The 18,541-nt window shown below is 50.0% G+C and carries 18 protein-coding genes; 4 read left to right on the top strand and 14 right to left on the bottom strand.

The window, feature by feature from the left end:
- Positions 1–53: 53 nt before the first annotated feature.
- On the bottom strand, positions 54–1,175 hold the full coding sequence (locus tag MHI45_RS31930; protein ID WP_076113008.1) for a tetratricopeptide repeat-containing glycosyltransferase family 2 protein: 1,122 nt from the start codon (positions 1,173–1,175) through the stop codon (positions 54–56).
- Positions 1,176–1,432: 257 nt separating this feature from the next.
- Between MHI45_RS31930 and thiD the strand changes: the two genes are divergently transcribed.
- Positions 1,433–2,245 carry a bifunctional hydroxymethylpyrimidine kinase/phosphomethylpyrimidine kinase gene (thiD, locus tag MHI45_RS31925; RefSeq protein ID WP_076113007.1) on the top strand — a complete coding sequence of 271 codons (813 nt, stop codon included), beginning with the start codon at positions 1,433–1,435 and terminating at the stop codon, positions 2,243–2,245.
- Positions 2,246–2,465: 220 nt separating this feature from the next.
- Here the strand turns inward: thiD and MHI45_RS31920 are convergent, their stop codons facing one another.
- The gene (locus MHI45_RS31920) at positions 2,466–3,377 is read right to left on the bottom strand and encodes a hypothetical protein (RefSeq protein WP_076113006.1); all 912 of its coding nucleotides are present in this window, start codon (positions 3,375–3,377) and stop codon (positions 2,466–2,468) included.
- Between the two features lie 312 nt (positions 3,378–3,689).
- Between MHI45_RS31920 and MHI45_RS31915 the strand changes: the two genes are divergently transcribed.
- Complete coding sequence (locus MHI45_RS31915; protein ID WP_076113005.1) at positions 3,690–4,484, top strand: helix-turn-helix transcriptional regulator; 795 nt, start codon at positions 3,690–3,692, stop codon at positions 4,482–4,484.
- A gap of 90 nt (positions 4,485–4,574) precedes the next feature.
- Here MHI45_RS31915 and MHI45_RS31910 read toward each other — a convergent pair whose 3' ends face one another.
- Positions 4,575–6,956: an alpha-L-arabinofuranosidase C-terminal domain-containing protein gene (locus tag MHI45_RS31910; RefSeq protein ID WP_076113004.1), complete on the bottom strand. Its 2,382-nt coding sequence runs from the start codon at positions 6,954–6,956 to the stop codon at positions 4,575–4,577.
- Between the two features lie 178 nt (positions 6,957–7,134).
- Between MHI45_RS31910 and MHI45_RS31905 the strand changes: the two genes are divergently transcribed.
- On the top strand, positions 7,135–7,953 hold the full coding sequence (locus MHI45_RS31905) for a serine/threonine protein kinase (RefSeq protein ID WP_076113003.1): 819 nt from the start codon (positions 7,135–7,137) through the stop codon (positions 7,951–7,953).
- Positions 7,954–7,957: 4 nt separating this feature from the next.
- On the opposite strand, the gene MHI45_RS31900 is transcribed toward MHI45_RS31905, so the two are convergent.
- The 8 genes from MHI45_RS31900 to nifH all read right to left on the bottom strand — a co-directional run bounded on the left by MHI45_RS31900 (position 7,958) and on the right by nifH (position 14,542).
- Positions 7,958–8,206 carry a hypothetical protein gene (locus MHI45_RS31900; protein ID WP_076113002.1) on the bottom strand — a complete coding sequence of 83 codons (249 nt, stop codon included), beginning with the start codon at positions 8,204–8,206 and terminating at the stop codon, positions 7,958–7,960.
- A 290-nt stretch (positions 8,207–8,496) separates the two neighbouring features.
- On the bottom strand, positions 8,497–9,000 hold the full coding sequence (locus tag MHI45_RS31895) for a pyridoxamine 5'-phosphate oxidase family protein (protein WP_076113001.1): 504 nt from the start codon (positions 8,998–9,000) through the stop codon (positions 8,497–8,499).
- The gene (locus MHI45_RS31890; protein ID WP_218642538.1) at positions 9,000–9,764 is read right to left on the bottom strand and encodes a type 1 glutamine amidotransferase; all 765 of its coding nucleotides are present in this window, start codon (positions 9,762–9,764) and stop codon (positions 9,000–9,002) included. Before MHI45_RS31890 ends, MHI45_RS31895 begins: the two co-directional genes overlap by 1 nt.
- Positions 9,715–10,140, bottom strand: coding sequence for a hypothetical protein (locus MHI45_RS31885; protein WP_076112999.1), 426 nt, complete (start codon positions 10,138–10,140; stop codon positions 9,715–9,717). The genes MHI45_RS31890 and MHI45_RS31885 overlap by 50 nt, the downstream gene beginning before the upstream one ends.
- Positions 10,141–10,184: 44 nt before the next feature.
- The gene (gene anfK / locus MHI45_RS31880; RefSeq protein WP_076112998.1) at positions 10,185–11,573 is read right to left on the bottom strand and encodes a Fe-only nitrogenase subunit beta; all 1,389 of its coding nucleotides are present in this window, start codon (positions 11,571–11,573) and stop codon (positions 10,185–10,187) included.
- A gap of 70 nt (positions 11,574–11,643) precedes the next feature.
- Positions 11,644–11,994 (bottom strand): Fe-only nitrogenase subunit delta, encoded by a 351-nt coding sequence (gene anfG, locus MHI45_RS31875; protein WP_076112997.1) that lies wholly within the window; start codon positions 11,992–11,994, stop codon positions 11,644–11,646.
- An 18-nt stretch (positions 11,995–12,012) separates the two neighbouring features.
- On the bottom strand, positions 12,013–13,572 hold the full coding sequence (anfD, locus tag MHI45_RS31870) for a nitrogenase iron-iron protein, alpha chain (protein WP_076112996.1): 1,560 nt from the start codon (positions 13,570–13,572) through the stop codon (positions 12,013–12,015).
- 142 nt (positions 13,573–13,714) lie between these two features.
- Complete coding sequence (gene nifH / locus MHI45_RS31865) at positions 13,715–14,542, bottom strand: nitrogenase iron protein (protein ID WP_038590008.1); 828 nt, start codon at positions 14,540–14,542, stop codon at positions 13,715–13,717.
- Positions 14,543–14,983: 441 nt separating this feature from the next.
- On the opposite strand from nifH, the gene MHI45_RS31860 reads away from it, so the two are divergent.
- Positions 14,984–15,217, top strand: a complete 234-nt coding sequence (locus MHI45_RS31860) for a ferredoxin (protein WP_038599442.1) — start codon at positions 14,984–14,986, stop codon at positions 15,215–15,217.
- Between the two features lie 169 nt (positions 15,218–15,386).
- On the opposite strand, the gene MHI45_RS31855 is transcribed toward MHI45_RS31860, so the two are convergent.
- Genes MHI45_RS31855 through MHI45_RS31845 form a run of 3 tightly spaced genes read right to left on the bottom strand, consistent with a single transcriptional unit; the run spans position 15,387 to position 18,455 of the window.
- Positions 15,387–15,785 carry a NifB/NifX family molybdenum-iron cluster-binding protein gene (locus tag MHI45_RS31855; RefSeq protein WP_076112995.1) on the bottom strand — a complete coding sequence of 133 codons (399 nt, stop codon included), beginning with the start codon at positions 15,783–15,785 and terminating at the stop codon, positions 15,387–15,389.
- The gene (gene nifN, locus MHI45_RS31850) at positions 15,785–17,101 is read right to left on the bottom strand and encodes a nitrogenase iron-molybdenum cofactor biosynthesis protein NifN (RefSeq protein WP_076112994.1); all 1,317 of its coding nucleotides are present in this window, start codon (positions 17,099–17,101) and stop codon (positions 15,785–15,787) included. Before nifN ends, MHI45_RS31855 begins: the two co-directional genes overlap by 1 nt.
- The gene (locus MHI45_RS31845) at positions 17,088–18,455 is read right to left on the bottom strand and encodes a nitrogenase component 1 (protein WP_076112993.1); all 1,368 of its coding nucleotides are present in this window, start codon (positions 18,453–18,455) and stop codon (positions 17,088–17,090) included. Before MHI45_RS31845 ends, nifN begins: the two co-directional genes overlap by 14 nt.
- Positions 18,456–18,541 lie beyond the last annotated feature (86 nt).

Genomic DNA, 18,541 nt, shown 5'->3' with positions numbered 1-18,541 from the left:
AGAAGCCCCTCATTCAAAGCGCAAAGCGGCCAATGGGCTGGGCGGGCAACGTGTTACTCCGCTTCCTTCTCGGCAGCTTCCCGTGAATGCAGCTCTACATAATTGTCTCCGAGCACATTTTTGAAATAATTACGGTTGTAGAGCATACTTGGATGGATGGGATGATAGAGCAAAGCGGCTTCATTGAATAGATTAGCTTTCTCGCGCTGGCCCAGCCGGTCATAACATAAAGCAAGCTGAAGATTAGGCACCCAGGTGGCAAACGCCTCGTTCTTCACACCCATTGAATCATTATTCCGCGGGAGTTTAATCGCAAGCTCATACCAGTAGACAGCCGGGAGCAGCTGGCCTTTCTCTACATGCCAGGCACCTAGCCGGCAGCAAAACTCCGCCCGGGGGGTATCATACTGCAGTGTGCGGCATAATGACTGGAAGGCTCCCTCCCTGTCTCCCAGCTGCTCCCGGCATTCAGCCAGCCTAAGACAAGCCTGGTAATTATCTTCAATCCAGCCCAAACCTCCGTCGAGGAACAGCTCATAATAGCGGCAGGCTTCCTCATAAATTCCATGGTCGCGCAGCTCGTTGGCATAATAATATTGGTCACGCGGCGAGAATACCTCACCTTCCGCCACCCGCTTCTGATAGATCCGCAGATTGCGGTCCGTGTACACTTTGTCTTTTTCATGAGTGATGCAGACGTCACTGCTGTAAGCGGGCCCGTAGACCTCCAGATACTCGTGCACCGGACCTATCCACTTGAAATTGCAGCTTCTGCGGACCAGCCGGTTGCGGCGCAAAGAGGTGACGACTCTCCCCTCTCCGTCAAAAGCCAGATTGTACTGCATGTTCACACTGTCCACACCGTCTGGCAAGCTGTGCTTCAGCTCCCTGAACCGTACATGATCCACGTCCTTCAGGTAGTCATCGGCATCCAGCCAGAAGATATATTCCTTGGTAGCTTTGCTGAAAGCAAAATTGCGGGCGGCTGAGAAATCATCAATCCAGGTAAAATCATAAATAACCGCCCCATAGGATAAGGCGATCTCTTTGGTGTTGTCCGTTGACCCGGTATCCACAATGATGATTTCATCAGCAATCGCCCCTACCGAAGACAGGCAGCGGGGCAGGCTATTCTCCTCGTTGCGGACAATCATGCATAAGCTGATTTCTATCATGGTACCCTCCTCAAAGTTTTGTGAGCACAAGCTTTTCTCCTATATTGATATGCACCGCAGCAGGAATGGAACCCTTGCTCCTACCTATGACATTTCCGCATTCATCACTGACCTTAAGGAGAAAGCCCGGAGTGAAACAAGCGCAGTGTGCTTTTTTGAGGACGCTGGCGGTGTTTTTTGTTATAATATCGGAGAGTTTAAAATGATTCCCTCTGAATCATGCTTTAGAATTTCTTATACAAGAAGGAGACGTTACCTTGTCAAAGATCATAAAAACCCTAACCATTGCCGGCAGTGACTCCAGTGGAGGCGCAGGCATTCAAGCTGATTTAAAAACCTTTGAGGAGTATGGCACTTACGGCTTCAGCGCTCTAACAACCATCGTCACCATGGACCCGGATAACGGCTGGCACCATAATGTCTACCCGGTTGACTCTTCCATCGTGGCGGAGCAGCTAAAGACTATCTTTGCCGGTGGACCTGTGGACGCGATGAAGACAGGGATGTTGGGCAGTGTGGATATTGTGCTTGTTGCGGAAAAAGCGATCAAGGAAAACCTCCAGACCAATGTGGTCATTGACCCGGTTATGGTCTGCAAAGGTGAAGACGAGGTGCTGAATCCGGAGAGCGCAAATGCCATCCGTGATTTGCTGCTGCCGCTGGCTACCGTAGCCACTCCTAACCTGTTTGAAGCAGGGGTGCTCTCCGGACTGGGCAAGCTCACAACCATTGAAGAAATGAAAGAGGCTGCGCGCCTGATCCATTTGCTGGGAACCCAAAATGTCGTTGTCAAAGGCGGCAAAGCGCTAGGTGGAGACCTTGCGATTGACGTCTTCTTCGACGGCTCCGAATATACTGTACTTGAAACCGCCAAGATTGAACCTGCGTACAATCACGGAGCAGGCTGCACGTTTGCAGCTGCCATTACCGGCGGCCTGGCGAACGGCCTGTCTGTGCATGACGCAGTAGTCAAAGCGAAGGATTTCGTCTCCGCAGCCATCCGCAGCGGTTACGCCTTCAATCAATATGTCGGCCCTGTATTTCATGGCGGTTACCGCCTGGAACAGTAGGACAAGCAGGGGCTGCAGGACTGCACAGACAGGGCTGTAATTCCCTGACTGGATATGCGTCCCTCAACCTGCTACCTGCTTGCTATACGATACAAAACCGTGCCCCGTATAAGGTGTCACGGTTTTTGTTTGCCTATTGTAAAAAAACCGTTATCGTGCTGCGCAAAGCAGCATGATAACGGTTTGTTCTATACAATCGAAGCTTCAGAGAACCTCAAGGCTATTTTTGAGCGGCTGACTTCCCGGCGATCTTCTCGATGAACGAAATGAGCTTGTCCTTGTTTTCATCTTCACCAAGAACCCCAATGATGATGTTTTTGGAATTATGGTTGAGTGGAAGCGCGGATACAAACGGTGAGTCTGTAATGTCTACGCCGTACAGCTCCTCCTGTCCGCTTTCTTCATTCTTCCCCCATTTCAGGCGGGAATCGTCTTTGGCAATTGCCCCGTCTGCTACGACGGCCTCCAGATTCCCGAAGCCATCCTGCCCTCCGATCCATTCCAGGGTTGCTTCATCCAGAATGAGAACATCCGGCTGATTCGCCGCCAGTTCTACAACGGCCTTCTGCATATAGTTCATATCAAACGTATCCGAACCGGGTCCTGTTTGCGGGAGATAAACGATACTGGCCTCTACCCGCTTCCAATCAGGGTATTGGGCGATAACTGCCTTTTCCAGATCATCCGTCTTACCATCCGGGTCCTGAACCCCGAAATTGCCCAGGAACATGATTTCCGCATCAACCGGCGGCAGAGAGGCGAGGTATTTCTTATGCTGCCAATTATTATAGAGCGCGTTTCCGCCTACAGCCAGTACAATAACGATAATAATGGATACAATTACATGTGTCTTGTACAGGCGCATAAACCGTTCCCATTTACTCGCAAAACCGGAAAGCTTGCCGTATTTCGCCAATCTCTGCTCTTCGGCTTCCTGAATCTCCTGCTCGTCCAGACTATCCAGAATAAACTTGAAGGCCTGAAAATCCTCCTCCGGCGCCGACCTTTCGTCATCGGAAGCTTTGGAACGCCGCCGTTTAAGCAGCAGATCAAACCGTTTATTTATCTCTTCTCTGGATACGTTTTCAGACAGCCCCACTCGTTCATATGCCTTCTTCAGCTTCTCATTCACATTAAATTTCTCCTTTGGTATGTATGATGCCCGCCTTGCTTCGCCGCTGCCGTCTCTGTTCTTCGCTGCGTCTACTCTTTCATTATATATTTTACTGACACTCGACACAATTTCTCTCTGAATGTTCTGACATCTGTTTACGAATAACTGAATGCGTCCACTCAGAATTCCGGATGAACACTCTTTTACTCTTATCTCCGATACTAACTTATTATCTGTTAATCTCACATATATTTTTCACTTGACCCTTAAAATAAAATGTTTTATTCTATCCTTTAACTGATCTATTATATGTTTTGGGAGAGTGTGAAATTGATACAGCTGAAGAGATGCGGTTATAACGTTATCCATCCCGAAGGGTTTACGATAGACCGTCCCCATGGCTCGGGGGATTATCTATTTTTAATGTTCCGCAGCAGCATGGAGATACAGCTACAGGGCCAAAGGATCATCGCCGACAAAAACACCTACATTATCTACAAGAAAAGCAGCCTTCAGTTCTACCGGGGGGCCGGATGTCCGATGATCCATGATTGGTTCCACTTTGAGATGGAGGACGCCGAGGATTTCTTCAGTCAGCTGAATCTTCCGTTTGATACGCTGATCCGGGCGCATGACCCGTTCTATATCTCCAGAAAAGTGAATGATATTCAACTGGAGCATCTGCAAACCGGCTCCTTCCGCAGCGAAATTATTGATTACACGATCCGTTGTCTTTTTATGAAGCTGAGCGATATCCGCAATCATGTGGAGAATCACGAGCAAATCAGCAAATACTACGATCAGTTTCTGGCTCTGCGCAATGAAGTTTATAATTCGCCCTGGATTTGGTTTACCGTGGATCAGCTTGCAGAGAAGCTGCGGCTCAGCCGCTCGCATTTCCAGCATATGTACAAGCAGATCTTCGGAATCCCGGTCATGGTTGACGTCATCCACAACAGGCTCGGATATGCTTCGTATTTGCTGGAGAACACTTCCTACCCGGTAAGCCATATTGCTTCCGCTTGCGGCTATGAGAACAGCGTGCATTTTATGCGGCAGTTTAAGAAGTTCGTCGGGCTTACCCCAAGCCAGTTTCGGGTGAAATCCGCAGGCCCCGTCCCCTAACACCAGCTCAGAAGAGCATATTAAACAGCAGAAAGCGCCTGCTTCCCGGGAAGCCAAGCGCTTATGTCTATTCTCAGCTATACAAGGTTGTTATCGGAGTCTCATCACTGTCACCGACTGCTTCGGAAACTCATAAACAAAGCTGCTGCCCTCTGTCTGCAAGGCCTTCTGTTTCGGGGAGACAAGCATGGGCTGCTTGAAGCTGTTTTCGTCCTCCGGCTGATGTCCCGACATTTCGTATACTTCTATACTCAGGCGCTTGTCGGTCAATCCTTCCAATACAATCTCAGCAGCAATGCTCACTTCCTGCATATTGACTGTTTTGAGAATCATATCCCCGGTAGAATGCTCCACACTTGCTGTATAATAGAGCGGTTCTATTACAAGCAGTTTATCTTCCGTCTCGTTAATCAGCTCTCCGTCAATATAAGTGCGGATCTGCCTTCCCGAGACCTCCAGCGTAAGATTGTATTCCACATCACTTTCGACGGTGAACAGGGTATGGGTCAAGACGGAATTTCTGCCCTGTGCAATGGAAGCAACTATGGAATCCTGATTCTGCCAGCCGCCGATTTCCCAGAATAAATGATTTTGTTCATCTGCTTTGCCAAAATAGAGCACAAACCCCTTTGTCCCTCCGGTGCGTACCGCTTTCAGACTTAGTGTATAATCCGTCCAATGCGTAGGACCCAGCTCCAGCGTCCGCTTGGCTGCTCCATTTAATGCCGGATCCGGCAGATCCGCAACCTCACCGGACAGGTCCGCATAAGCCTTCACTTCTCCAGTCAGATTGTTAACCAGTGAGATCTCGGAGAAACGGGCAGCGGAAGCATCCACCGCCAGTGTGATGGCTCCGGTTATCGGTTGAACCTCCTGTGCTTGAGCAGGTGCAAAACCGCAGCTTCTCATCTCCAGCAGCTGATCGCCCTGATGGTTCATGAATAATTTCTGCACGTAATAATTGGCCGTCCCGTAGGCTTGATGATTGTTGAACCAGATCATGTCCGGCTTCCAATTTACATAATCCACATTGCAGAGCATGGGGGCATAACAGGCCAGTCCGACCGCGTGGGCGTTGTTCTGAAGCCCGGTCATGAACGCAGCTTCGACCAGCGCATTATAATAAGTGTTGCCCCATGAGGCATATTCACCGAGGAATACCTTCGGCTCACCGGCTTTAAATTCATCATACCGGTGATGATTGGCCAGGAACCACTCCGGTGCCGCATAATAATGCTCGTCTACCAGATCGGAGCCGTTTGCTCTGGCCGATGCCCAGCCCCGTTCATATTCCTTGCCCGCTGAGAAAGGGCCGCTCGAATTAATCACCTTAATTTCCGGATACTTGGCCTTGATGGCCTCATGGAAATAGGGATACCGTTCGAAAAACGGCTCGCCTACCTCTTCGTTCCCAATGCCGATATACTCCAGGCCAAAGGGCTCAGGATGGCCAAGGCCGGCACGGATGCCGCCCCATTCCGTTGAGGAATCGCCGTTCGCGAACTCTATTAAATCAAGCGCATCATCAATCCACGGCTGCAATTCATCCAGTGGTACAATCCGTTTATGATGCGGGTCGTATCCGCCGGGCAGAACCGGAATCGGCTTCGCGCCAATATCCTCGCTGAATTGGAAATATTCCAAATATCCTAATCCAAGTGTCTGATTATAACTCCAGTTGTTCCGTCTGGGCGGTCTTTGGGCTATATCCCCGATGGTGTTCTTCCATCTGTACATCGAGTTTCTGTCATCCGGGTTGAGCGACCCGTCATGGATCAGACAGCCTCCCGGAAAACGCATAAACTTTGGCTTCATGTCCGCGAGCAGCACTGAGAGATCCTCGCGCAGGCCGCCGGGCCGATTCAGGAAGGTCTTCTCCGGGAACAGGGACACCATGTCCAGACATACCTTTCCGCTTCCCCCTGCAAGGATTACAAGCCGGCTGCTGTTGTCTGTACTATCAGCTTGTATTACGGCCTCGTACCGGTCCCACTCACTGCTGTTCACGGTGATTTCCGCAGCACCATAAACGGTGCCGTCTACTCCTTCTATCGTTACAGTCAGAGACGTATCCCAACTGTTATCGCGGCGTGCGTACATGGAGAATTTATAATTATCGCCTTCTTTTACCGGGATGCCGCTGTTAAAGCCCAGATTCATGATGCCGACTCCGCCACCCTCCGACACAATGTCGATGACTGCATAATGGAGATTCCGGGCATTTAAAGGTTCTTTGTCTTCCACAGTGATTACAGCTTGCCCGTCTCCGCGTATCACCGGTTCCCAGGCAGTCAGCGCATGGTAGTCAGCCTTGTCTATGGGATCAAATTCAAAGGACCGGTTCTGGACCAGTTCGGCATACAATCCTCCGTCCGCTGCATGGTTGAGATCCTCGAAGAAGATGCCGAACAAATCGCTGAGTTCCGCCCCGCGCCGCCCCGTATGGACTGTTAATGTTCCTTCTGTCTTCATTTGTTCACCGCTTTCCTTTTGATTAATAATTATATTAATTAATTAGCTATTGTATAAATCATTATAGCCAGTACTCTTCCTATCCGTCAACCGTTCAGCAGCGGCAATGGCAGATGCCCCAAGGCCAATGATATAATTTATAAATCATGAGAAATGAAGAAGACGAGGTAACGTCAACGTGTATAAATATCTGAAAAGCTTCCTGCAGGCATGGGCGGACTATCCACTGGAGAAAGGCAGTTTTATCGGTAAGCGGTACAGAATTATAGCGCAGATTGGCGTTGGCAGCTACGGAATTACCTACCGGTGCATGGACGAACAGGAGCAGCAGATTGTAGCGGTGAAGCAGGCCAAGCCGAGTAAGAAAGGAATCGGGCAAAAGATGCTGGCCTGGGAACGGGAGGTCATTTCACAGCTGGAGCATCCCTTCATCCCGGCCTGCCGCGATTATTTCAGCGAGAACCGCTCCTATTGGCTGGTGACAGATTATGTGGAAGGCAAAACGTTAGAGGATCTGATCTTTGCAGACAGCCGGACTTTTGGAGAGCAGGACACGGTGATGTGGACACTGGCGCTTATGGAACGTGTGCAATATGTTCACTCAAAGGGTTTTGTTCATCTGGATATCCGCATTCCAAATGTGATTATGCGGGGTGAAGACCTCTATTTGATCGACTTCGGATTAGCTGCGCCGAACGGCGGAAATGACACAGCAGCCCGGCAGCAAACACAAACAGGCTTCAACAGCGTAACGCCGTCGAAGCCTGCAACCATACAAGGTGATCTATTTGATATCGGACATCTGATGCTGTTCATGCTCTACTCCCGTTTCAGCCCCACATCCGGTGCAGTTGAAGGCAGCTGGATGGAGGAGCTTGAGCTCTCGCCACAGCTGGAGCTTATTCTCATCAGACTGCTCGGTGAAGGCGTACCTTATCAGAGCACCTCCGAGTTTGTCTCCGAACTAGCGGCAAGTCTCCCCGGGCTGAGGTCTTAACCGCTCAGCTCGAATGGCTGCCGTATCTATTCTTATAATATTTATGCCCTTTATGACCGCTGCCATGACGGTAGTCCGAAGAAGAACCTCCCCGGGATCTCGGTCTGTCACTGCTGGAATGACGGGAATACTGTATTTTCTTATCGGAGCTGGAATGACGGGCATACCCTTGCCTTCCCCGTTTGCTGCTGGAGTGTTTATGCTGGGAATGCTCAACGGAATGAATCACCTTTTTCAGCAGTTTCTTAAACATACCATCGCCTCCTCTGTAAATTGGCCGGACCACTTATGTTCGTATCAGGATACTACAAGTATATGCAACAAAAAAGCTGGGGTTTAGAATATACTTAAAATTAGAACATATTTTTTGCCCTAGTGCAAATTTACGGAGTATCGGTGAACCCGAAAGATAAAGAGCCCCCTTTAATAGGAGACTCTGGCATGTACGCGTGAGGAATTCCGCCATCCATATGTGATTGAGTGCAGGATACTCCTGCTAAAGTGAAGATCCGGACTTACGCTGTATACTGCCGGACCGTTTACTCAGACAGCCGCATTTTCCTTGGCCGTCAGATGAACCGGAGTCAGCCGGTAGACGGCTACTCCGTTCCCATCCATGGAGGACCTGTATTTCGCTACCATACGTTCCGACATTTCCTGCTTATAGAAGCCCGGTGTATACTTCTCCAGAATCTTCTGAAGGACTCCAGCTGCCTCTCCCACATCGGTAACCTTGGCTGCATCACCGAACAGCATCACACTGAAATATGCGGTATCTGCCTTGCAGGGGACCGGATCAGTCAACGTGCTGTCTTCCCGGTACACGGTGAAACTTACTGCCGGATGCTCCGCGAGCAGACGCACTTTTTTGCCCGAACCCATGCCGTGGAAATATACAGAGCCTTGATGCCATACATAATTGACCGGCACGGCATAGGGATAAGCATCCCCGCCGATTCCTACAATGCCAATTCTTGCGACAGTCAGGAAATCTACGATTTTATCCTGGTCGCGGCAGTCCCTTTGCTTATAGCTGATATGCTCCATTACGGCCTGCTCCTCCTTTCCTGTTCGCTGAGCCGGTTCAAAAACTCCGCCATCCAGGTATTGCTCAGCACGATATATTCCGGATGAGCGAGCATTTCCCCCGCAGACTGCACATAGGCAGCAGGCTGCAGCTCACTCCTGTATTCCGCAATCAACTGCTCCAGCATCACTCGTGTAGTCTCCAGATGGAACTGGAATCCGAAAACCCGTTCGTTGTAAATAAAGAGTTGATGAGCGCACGCATCGCTTCCGGCAAGAACCTCCGCCCCGGGCGGCAAAGAGCTGAAGGTGTCATAATGCCATTCAAACACGATAGAGGTTTCAGAAAAAAAAGAGAAGAGCGGGTGTTCCCGGGCTTTGGCACTCCAGCGTACCGGCAGCCAGCCGATTTCAGGCTCACGGTTTGCCGTTACCTGTCCGCCGATCACATCCGCAATAAGCTGGGCTCCGAGACAAAGACCAATCACTATCTTTCCGGCAGCAATGGCAGAACGGATGAACAGCTTTTCTTCAGCCAGCCACGGAAAGCGCTCCTCTTCATAAATATTCATGGGGCCGCCCAGGATCAGCAGCCAATCAAAGCTGTCCACAGCCGGTAGCGCCCCTGACTCGTGGAACAACGTATACGTAAGACTGCATCCCTGCTCACTGGCCCAGGCCAGAATACTGCCCGGGTCCTCCATAGCTACATGCTGCAGATAATGGATTCGCATCTCAGCCAACGTCACCAGCCGCTTTTGCCAAGGAGATTCTGCCCGGATCAAAGAGCTGCTGCACCTTTTCACACATGGTCAGCACACGGGTTGAATCCTCCGGCTTCGGTGTGCCATGAAAATAATCATCCAGCGAACAGATACCGAAAATAAAATCCAGCGACCGGATCTCCTTGTTCAGCTCTTTGGGAACATCAATGACAGATTCCACTGCATTCATGAGACAGATATAATTGTGATTCAAGGGCATGATCCCGTATAGGTGGCATAAGGCGACAAGGTACCGTTCCAGCGCAACAGAGCCAACATTGAATACCAAGCTTTGCCGCTGCTTTTGATGCAAAAACTGCTCCGCACGGCGATGGTATCCCATGGCATCCCGATAATTTTCTTCAAATGCCTCTACATCCGTTTCCGTTACCAGCATAACGATTCACCCTTCCCGTATATAGTCCTTGGAGAACGCAGGTCCTACCACACACTCAAAATCCATTCCTTGTTCTTCTTGTACTCCATATCAGTGAATAAAGTATTGGCGATTTCTTCAGCCAGCCGGATCGCACCTGCATATCCAACAGTCGGATGACGATACAATCCCGCACGGTCATAGGTCGGGAACCCGACACGCACCATGGGAATATTGTTGTCGATGGCGGTAAAACGGCCCTTGGAGTGGCCCAGGATCAGGTCCAGCTCCACATCCTTGTTCTTAATGCGGGTTTCAAGTTCCATCAGATCCGCATTCAAGACGATTTCCATATCGAATTCCACGTTTTCCTGCAGCGCCTTTATCCGGAGATCATTCTTATAGGTCGTGTTGTCGTCACCCAGCAGCAGAAGGACGGGTTTCATCTCCAGATCAATACAAAACTCAGCCAGACCGATAACCAGATCGGGATGTCCATAGATCGCTACCTTCTTGTCGGCGAGGAACATGTGCACAAGATCAGCCAGGGCGTCGATGGCTATCCCGCGTTCACGGACCAAGGATTCCGGAATCGCTTTGCCCGTTAATTGTTTGACATTCTGCAAAAAGGTATCTGTATTGCGGATACCGATCGGAGTAGGTCCGATGACCGTCGGTATATCAAATTCATTCTGGAGATACTTGGCGGCTTTACCGCCTTCGTATTTATTGAGCGCAATGGTACCCAGTGCGTTGGCCGTTCCGGCCAGATCGGCAATCGTCGTATTGCCGTGCGATTCTCCGCTTTTATCCGGCAGTATCGGAGAATCAAAGCTTTCTATTTCAAACAGCACCGTCGCATCCACCTGCATTTCGGCCAGCAGGTGCTTGAGTGCCGTCACATCTCCGGGATTAACCCAGCCAGTGATCAGATTAAGCTTGCCGTTCGGCTGGTCCTTTTGGGCAAAATGCTTCACAAAAGCTTCCACAGCCACATCATACCCGCTCACCTGGCTGCCCACAAAGCTCGGCGTATGAACCGGTATCAAATGCACCTCGCGTCCGGCATACTTCTCCGCCAAAAGCCCGCTATTAAGCTTCAAAATCACGCCGTCCACATCGTCACCGATGACTTCCGTGGAACAGGTGGTGATGATCGGCACTACCTTGATATCCGGGTATCGCATGAGCAGGACATCAACTGCTTCTTCGACACGGTTTAATGCGCCGAATACCGCTCCATCCTCATGCACGGAAGACGAGGCGAGTAGAAAGTTATCCTTGAAATGCTGCGAGAACAGCAGGCGGACGAACATCACGCAGCCCTGCCCTCCATGAACGATTCCGATACAATCCTTGATTCCGATACTGGCATACTGCGCGCCTGCAGGCTGGCAAGTGAATATCGGATTAATAACACCGCCGCGTTCCTTTTGAACGATTTCACAAGTCATAGTATTACCCCCTCCGATTATTCATGTGCGCGTCCACCTTGACTGGATCTGTTGTAGAGCTGACAACTAATTAATATTGCTTGACGGTCAACTCTTTGTTCAGCGATCCGGTAATGGTTACATAATCGATCCGTTCCCTCAGCCCTTGCATCAACAGCTTAATTTCCGTTTTGTCCAAAGCCGCAAGCCACGAGAACCGCTTCTTGTACTCTTCCGCCAGAACTACGGCATCTACCCAATAGCAGCGGTCTGCGGGGGTTCCTTTGTCCACGGGTTCATCACACAGAATCTGCATGGTCTTTGAAAGAACGCCCTCGTTCTGCTTCTCCCTGTCCCAGGTGCGGGAATGAAACTGCCATAGACAATGCTTCAAAATATAATTTTCCAGCTGTGCAACTCTCTCTTTCATCAACTCTTCCATGAGATCTCCTCCATATGCCTAAACGCCGGCAAGCTGATTTTGCAGATACGGATAGGTTTTGTTCCGCAGTTTGGATACCGAATCATACCCGCCTGTATATTGTCTTAACGTTACAGAAGACCGGATTTCTTCGCTCAAATGCGCATCAGAGGTCATCCGCTGGGTAGCAAAGCCTTTATCCGTCGAAATCGCATCCTTGCTGATATCCAAGGCGGACAGCTGATGAATCGGCGAATAGATCGCATTATAAATATCGCGTGCAAATCTGACCCAGCCTTCATAGCCTTTGTAAGGGCCATTATGATAGGCATGCGCATTGAGATAAGGAACACGTACTTTCTTGGCCACTTCGCCCGGACGTTTACCGGTTAAAATGATGTCGGGCTTAAGCATCTCCAGAGCTTCCAGCCCTTCAAGCTCGTTCGGATCATCTATCGCTAGCGCACCCGTATTACAGCGGGCAATACCCTTTTCCATGTCGCCCTGATGGCCGAATTTCGTATACATGGAGACAACCTCGAGTCCCATTTCCTCATGAATGACATTGGCCCAGTGCCAGAGCTTGGACCCGCCCGGCCAGAGACATACTTTTTTGCCTTGCAGGCGTTCCTTGTACCAGTCAAGCTCCGGCTTCCATCTGGCAGTTTCCTCATCGATAATCGCCTGTGCCCGGTCCTCTATGCCGAAGAACAATCCGACTTTGCGGAGTGATGCCGACAACGGCTCAAAGCCAAATCCGTCGATGTCGAGACGCGGTATTCCATATTTCACCCGCAGCTCATTGCAGATGTATTCGGCGGAACGCGCACATTCCAGAACATTGAGGTGCGCTCTATGCATCGCTCTCAGATCATCGTAGGAGCCGTTTCCGGTAAAGGTGGACAGCACCTGAATGCCCATGGTTTTGAAATAATCAACCATAACCTCCTGGTCTCCCTGAATGTTGTACTCGCCGACATAATTGATTACATAATCGCTAGTGATTTCAGGTTCCACCGTTCCTACCTTCTGCTTGATCCAGGCGATATTAATGATATGATGGCCTCCGGATTGGCTTGGACCCGCGAACCCGGGAGAATTACAGACGAAGATATCGACTTCAGGCATTTCATCCATGACTTCCTGAGCAACCGCGCCAATGTCATCACCGATCAACGCCGTGGCACAGGTAGAGTAAATCGTCATCCGTTTGATTTCAGGAAAAGCCTCGAAAGCTTCAATGATATTTTTCTTGAGCAGCCCTTCCGCTCCGAATACGATATGCTTTTCTTTTACATCCGTCGCAAATGTGTTCTTAATCTGGAAGTTGTCATTATCGCTGATGTAGCGTTTGGTCTGCCAGGTATCATAGGTACAGCCCACCGGACCATGACTTAGGTGGATAACATCCTTCATCGGCGTGCCGATAACATGCTTGGCTCCGCAGTAGGCACAACCCCGTTCAGAGATCGTTCCGGGAATAGTGTTGAGATACCCTTCGGGAAGAGCTGACGTCAAATCCTCACCGGGACCTTTGATCACTGCATGCTGTCTCCGTTCAGGGATGCACTCGCTGCACTTAAATGTATGATGCGGCATAATCATTCCTCCTAAATAGTTTTGTGAGCATTTACTTCCTGAGTCGCTTCGAACAAAACTGGCTTCGAAAGCATACGCTAAGTTTTATGGAGCATTACTTCCTGTATTTCTTCGCAATAAATCTCGCTTCGGAAGCATCCGCTTAGTCGCCAATTCCGTATTTAACAACCATCGCTTCTAGCTCATCCATACTCAGCGGCTTGGGAATTACGAAGCTCTCATTTTCGAGGATTTTACGTCCCAGCTCTCCATATTCATGCGCCTGATTGCACTCCGCATCATACTCAACAACCGTTTTTTTGTTAAATTCAGCTTTTTGCACAATATTGTCGCGGGGTACAAAGTGAATCATCTGCGTGCCGATGGAAGCAGTGAATTCTTCCAGAAACTCTCTTTCCCGGTCCACATTCCGGCTGTTGCAGATGACACCGCCAAGGCGGACACCGCTTTGCTTGGCATATTTCACCAGACCTTTACAGATATTGTTCGCTGCGTATATAGCCATCATCTCGCCAGATGCCACGATGTACACCTCTTGTGCCTTACCGTCACGGATCGGCATTGCGAATCCACCGCATACTACGTCACCAAGTACATCAAAAAATACAAAGTCCAAATCTTCAGTGTAGGCTCCATTGTTCTCCATCAGATCAATCGCTGTAATAACGCCGCGGCCGGCACAGCCGACTCCCGGTTCAGGACCGCCCGATTCCACGCACTGGATACCCAGATAGCCCTCCTTGACCACCTTCTCCGTGGTGATATTTTCTGCACCATCATCACGGAGCATATCCATCAAAGTTTTTTGATTCATCCCGCCAAGGATCATCCGGGTGGAGTCAGCCTTTGGGTCACAGCCGTGAATGAATATTTTTTTGTCGTGGAAATAAGCCAATGCCGCCGCTGTATTCTGTTGTGTAGTCGACTTCCCGATTCCGCCCTTACCGTAGATTGCAATCTTTCTCGTCATTTCTCCACACTCCCTTTGAATTAGTCTGAATCTGTTGTTGCTATGGAATTGACTAGATCATAACAAAATTGAAAAAGCTGTCAACGGCATAGACGAACCATAATAGAGACATATCTATTATTCATTCGTAAACAGACATTTGTAACCGTTATTTTACCGATATTACATGACATATATAAAATAAATCCCGAACAAATCCATAACACTCATCTGTAAAAGCGCAATCATTTTCATGAAAAATACACTTTTGTAATATTAAAGTTAGCTTATATGACACATTCAATGAACCTACTGTTAATTCGTCTGTTTTACGGTTGAGATTGGTCATTGAGGGGATGTAAAATGACATGTATAGGAATGTTGTAGTCCTTAGGAGATATGTTATTTGACAGATCTTCAGCTTTATTACGAAGTTTATCAAAAAACAGAGGAGAGAAAACCATGAGTCAATTTGCCAGCGTCAACCAGGAGGCCTGTATCGCTTGCGGCGCCTGCAACTCCGCAGCTCCTGACATTTTCGATCTGGACTACAGCGGAATTGCCGGAGTGATCTATGAAGGAGATAAGAATCGGGGCATAACAGCCATTGAACAGGATTTGCACGAAGAATTGCAGGAAGCCTTTGACAGCTGTCCAACCCACTGCATCCAGATTGCCGCCATTCCTTTTGCCTAAGGATTCATTTCATGATCGTGCCCTCATAAGCAGAAACGGGTGCCGCCCTTGACAAAGGACAGCACCCGTATTGTGTTCTGCTATTCGTCCAAACGCCGGTGAAACTCCATCTGTTCGATTTCACAGATGCCATCACCGCACTAAAAAGGGGTCCAGCATACTTTCGCCATCATAATAGATGATCCGCTCGCCCCAGTCCCTGCCCCCGTTTCAAAGCTTTGACCAGCCACAGGGGCGGACGCTCCTTCAGCATCCGCCCTAGTTGTTCAAGCTGCGGGATAATCTCGCTCCCCTGTTCGGACTGCAGGAGGATAATACCTGCTTTCAAGACTGTTTTAGTGGCATCGCCGCCAATCTTCACTACAAATAAAACCGTACAATCCTGAATAAGATCCACCCTCTGCTGGAATTTATCGCATTCCTCCGTCTCCGGCTGCGGGGCCGGAAGCGGCCTTGTCTCCAGCAAGCGGTATCCCTTCTCCCCGAAATCAAAAATGGCAAATGATGTGCACTGCCCGAAATGACAATCCAGCGCTCTGCCCTCGTTGGACGCAAAGGCTATCTTCATCAGCTGATCCTCTCCTTGCTATTCATAATATTAGCGATTTGGTTCAGCAGATCGGCCGTTCCCCGGTAACCAACCGAAACGTTGGCCGGTGACCCAAAGCGGTTAAAGACAGGGAAGCCCAACGGAAAGTACGGAATGCCGTTCTTAAGCGCGGTCTGCTCCCCGTATGAATTGCTTAGCCACAGGTCGGCACCCCCAGCGGCCATCCGCTCCAGATCCTCCAGATCGCCAACCTGCACCGCTTCCGGGATCACAGCCACAGCCGGTGAAGCGGCGGAGATGACCGAGCCGAAGGACTTGATTCCGAGTTCCGAGAGACATTGGTACAGTGCAACCAGATGATCGGGCTCAAGCGCGGCAAGAATCCGTTTCCCTCTAAAGACCGAACGGGTATCCAGCAAGCAATCGAGCAGGAACTGCCGCTGCCAGCGGTATTTATTCTGTCCTTCACTCTGGCTGAACTGCCGGAGGAACAGGAAGAATTCATCACTTTCCCGCAGGCCGGTTACACCATGAAACATCTGATAAGGGATTTGCAGTTCCTCCTGCAGCAGTCTCGCACAAGGCTCCATCGAGCTGCCGATCGCAACCGTATACGTGCTCGTAAGCATCTCCCGTAAATAATCCAGCGGAATCCCTCCCCGGGAGAGTGCAGTATGCCCTGTCATTAAATGCCCGGTGAGCGAGGAGGACAAATCCGGCAGGACGATAACCTCGATGTCAAAAGAAGCTATCATTTCCTTCAGCTCCATCACATCCCCCGGTGTCAGATGGGATCCCGGCAGCAGATTGATCCGGCCCCGCTTCTTCTTCCGTGATAGCCTTCCGCGACTTCGGATGACTTTTTGGATCACGGAATAAACCGTTTTAGCATAACCTGATTCCAGAGAGCCCTCATAGTCGGGGAGGTACAACCCGCACATCAGCTTATCTTTGAACATCTCCTTGTGCTGCCTGTAATAAGTTTCAGCGGTTCCCAGTAGATCCTCGCCCACTACCTCTGTCAGGGAGGTGCCTATCAGCGCGACAACATCCGGATGATGCCTCTCCATGACCAGCCGGATCATCTCGCGGATGCCATCCCCACCCCCAAAAATCAAATTCTGCTCATGGATGGCAATGTTCTGCAGCGAAATCGGTTCGCGGAAATGGCGGGATAGCACCGTTTTCACTGATTCCGCGCAGCCCTGCGCACCATGCAGAACCGGTACGGCACGGTAAATCCCTTGTAGCGCAAGTACACCGCCAACCGATTGACTGGTCTGAAAGGGATTGACAGACAACGGCTTCGAGACTGCTCTGTCAGCCTTGTCCATAGCTATCCACCTCCCACGGTGAACGCCGGCGGATCATTTTCCAGATGGGCTGCTCAAGGGTATCCATTAGATCCTGAGCAAATCTTCTAACTCCATCATAACCGGCATATCCCCCATGCTGCTCTTCATCGATGTTCATAAAAGGAATCCTTTCCTTCAGAGGCACAAACGCATTGCGTCCGCTCACGATCATCAGATCGGCCTTCCGTTCCCGGTGCAGCTTAAGAATCCGGGTTTCATCGCTTTGAACGACCAGTAGTGTGTCCTCATGAATCCTCTCTTTGATCCGTGACAGATCCTCCTGTGCATTCTGATTCGTGCCAATGGCGGCGATTTTGATCCCCAGCTCATAGAGCAGCGAGATATAGATCCAGCTTTCAATGCCGTCGGTGAACAGCACAACCTTTTTGCCTTTGAGCGATTTGTAGCGGCGGAGGATTTCCTTATCAAGGCGTTCCTCTTCCCGGCGCATATAGCGGTGCAACTGTTTGTCCAGACCCTCATCCTGAAAGTGGAAGGAGAGCTGCCGCAGGGAGAAGCGAATCTCCCGGGAGCCGCAGAACGAGCCTTCAAAATAAGGAATACCGAAGGAGTCACGCATTTTCCGGGCCAAGGTAACCATCGAGCGGCTGCACACCAGCATATTCAGTTTGGCCTGATGGGCCGAGCGCAGCTCGCTGAACGTACATTCGCCGGCAATGCGCGAGATGACACGGATCCCTATTTTGGATAGCATAGCTTCAATTTCATGTCCTTCTTTGGAAAAATGATGATCGCCAATGAGATTAATATCAAAAGGGGTTAATTTTCTGGGGTCTGAATCACAGGTTCCAATGACTTTTTCGAACAGCGCTTCGCCCGCCTGGCGGTTTCCCATATTACCGCTCCCCATGAGTCCCGAATTATGCAGCGGAATGATCGGTATGCTCCATAGACCCTCGGCTTTGCGGCACACCGTATCCAAATCTTCGGCGGTGAGGATCGTAATGCAGGTGGCATAGACGAATATACAGGGAGGACGATAGTGCTCCACGATATAGTTTATAGCTTCAAACAGTTTCTTTTGCCCGCCGAGAATAATATCCATTTCCGTAAGCCCCATGGAAAATCCGAATTTCGACAACGGCCCTCCCGGCATACCGGCTTCCAGCATGCTCCAACTGTTCTGAAGACAGCCGGACGTTCCGTGCACAAGGTGCGCGGCATCAGAGATAGGAAGCAGAACAGCCTGGGAGCCTTGAAATACACAACCCTTTGTGATCTCGCCAGGGCTCGGTGCGGCACAGCCTTTAGCAAACTGGCGGTTGTGCTCACAATCAGGCTCAATGTACAGATTCGGGATACCTTTGGGCATTGAACACCCCTCCTTCTTCTATTCTGCCTGCATAAAATAGTTGAGGTAACACGTGCTTTCCAGCAGTTGCTCGTCAATGTTCCAAA

Origin of the sequence: Paenibacillus sp. FSL H3-0321, from assembly GCF_038002865.1 — a bacterium.
Classification (GTDB): domain Bacteria; phylum Bacillota; class Bacilli; order Paenibacillales; family Paenibacillaceae; genus Paenibacillus_AQ.
The sequence above is the reverse complement of the archived record's forward strand: the minus strand, read 5'-3'. Positions and strand labels throughout refer to the sequence as shown.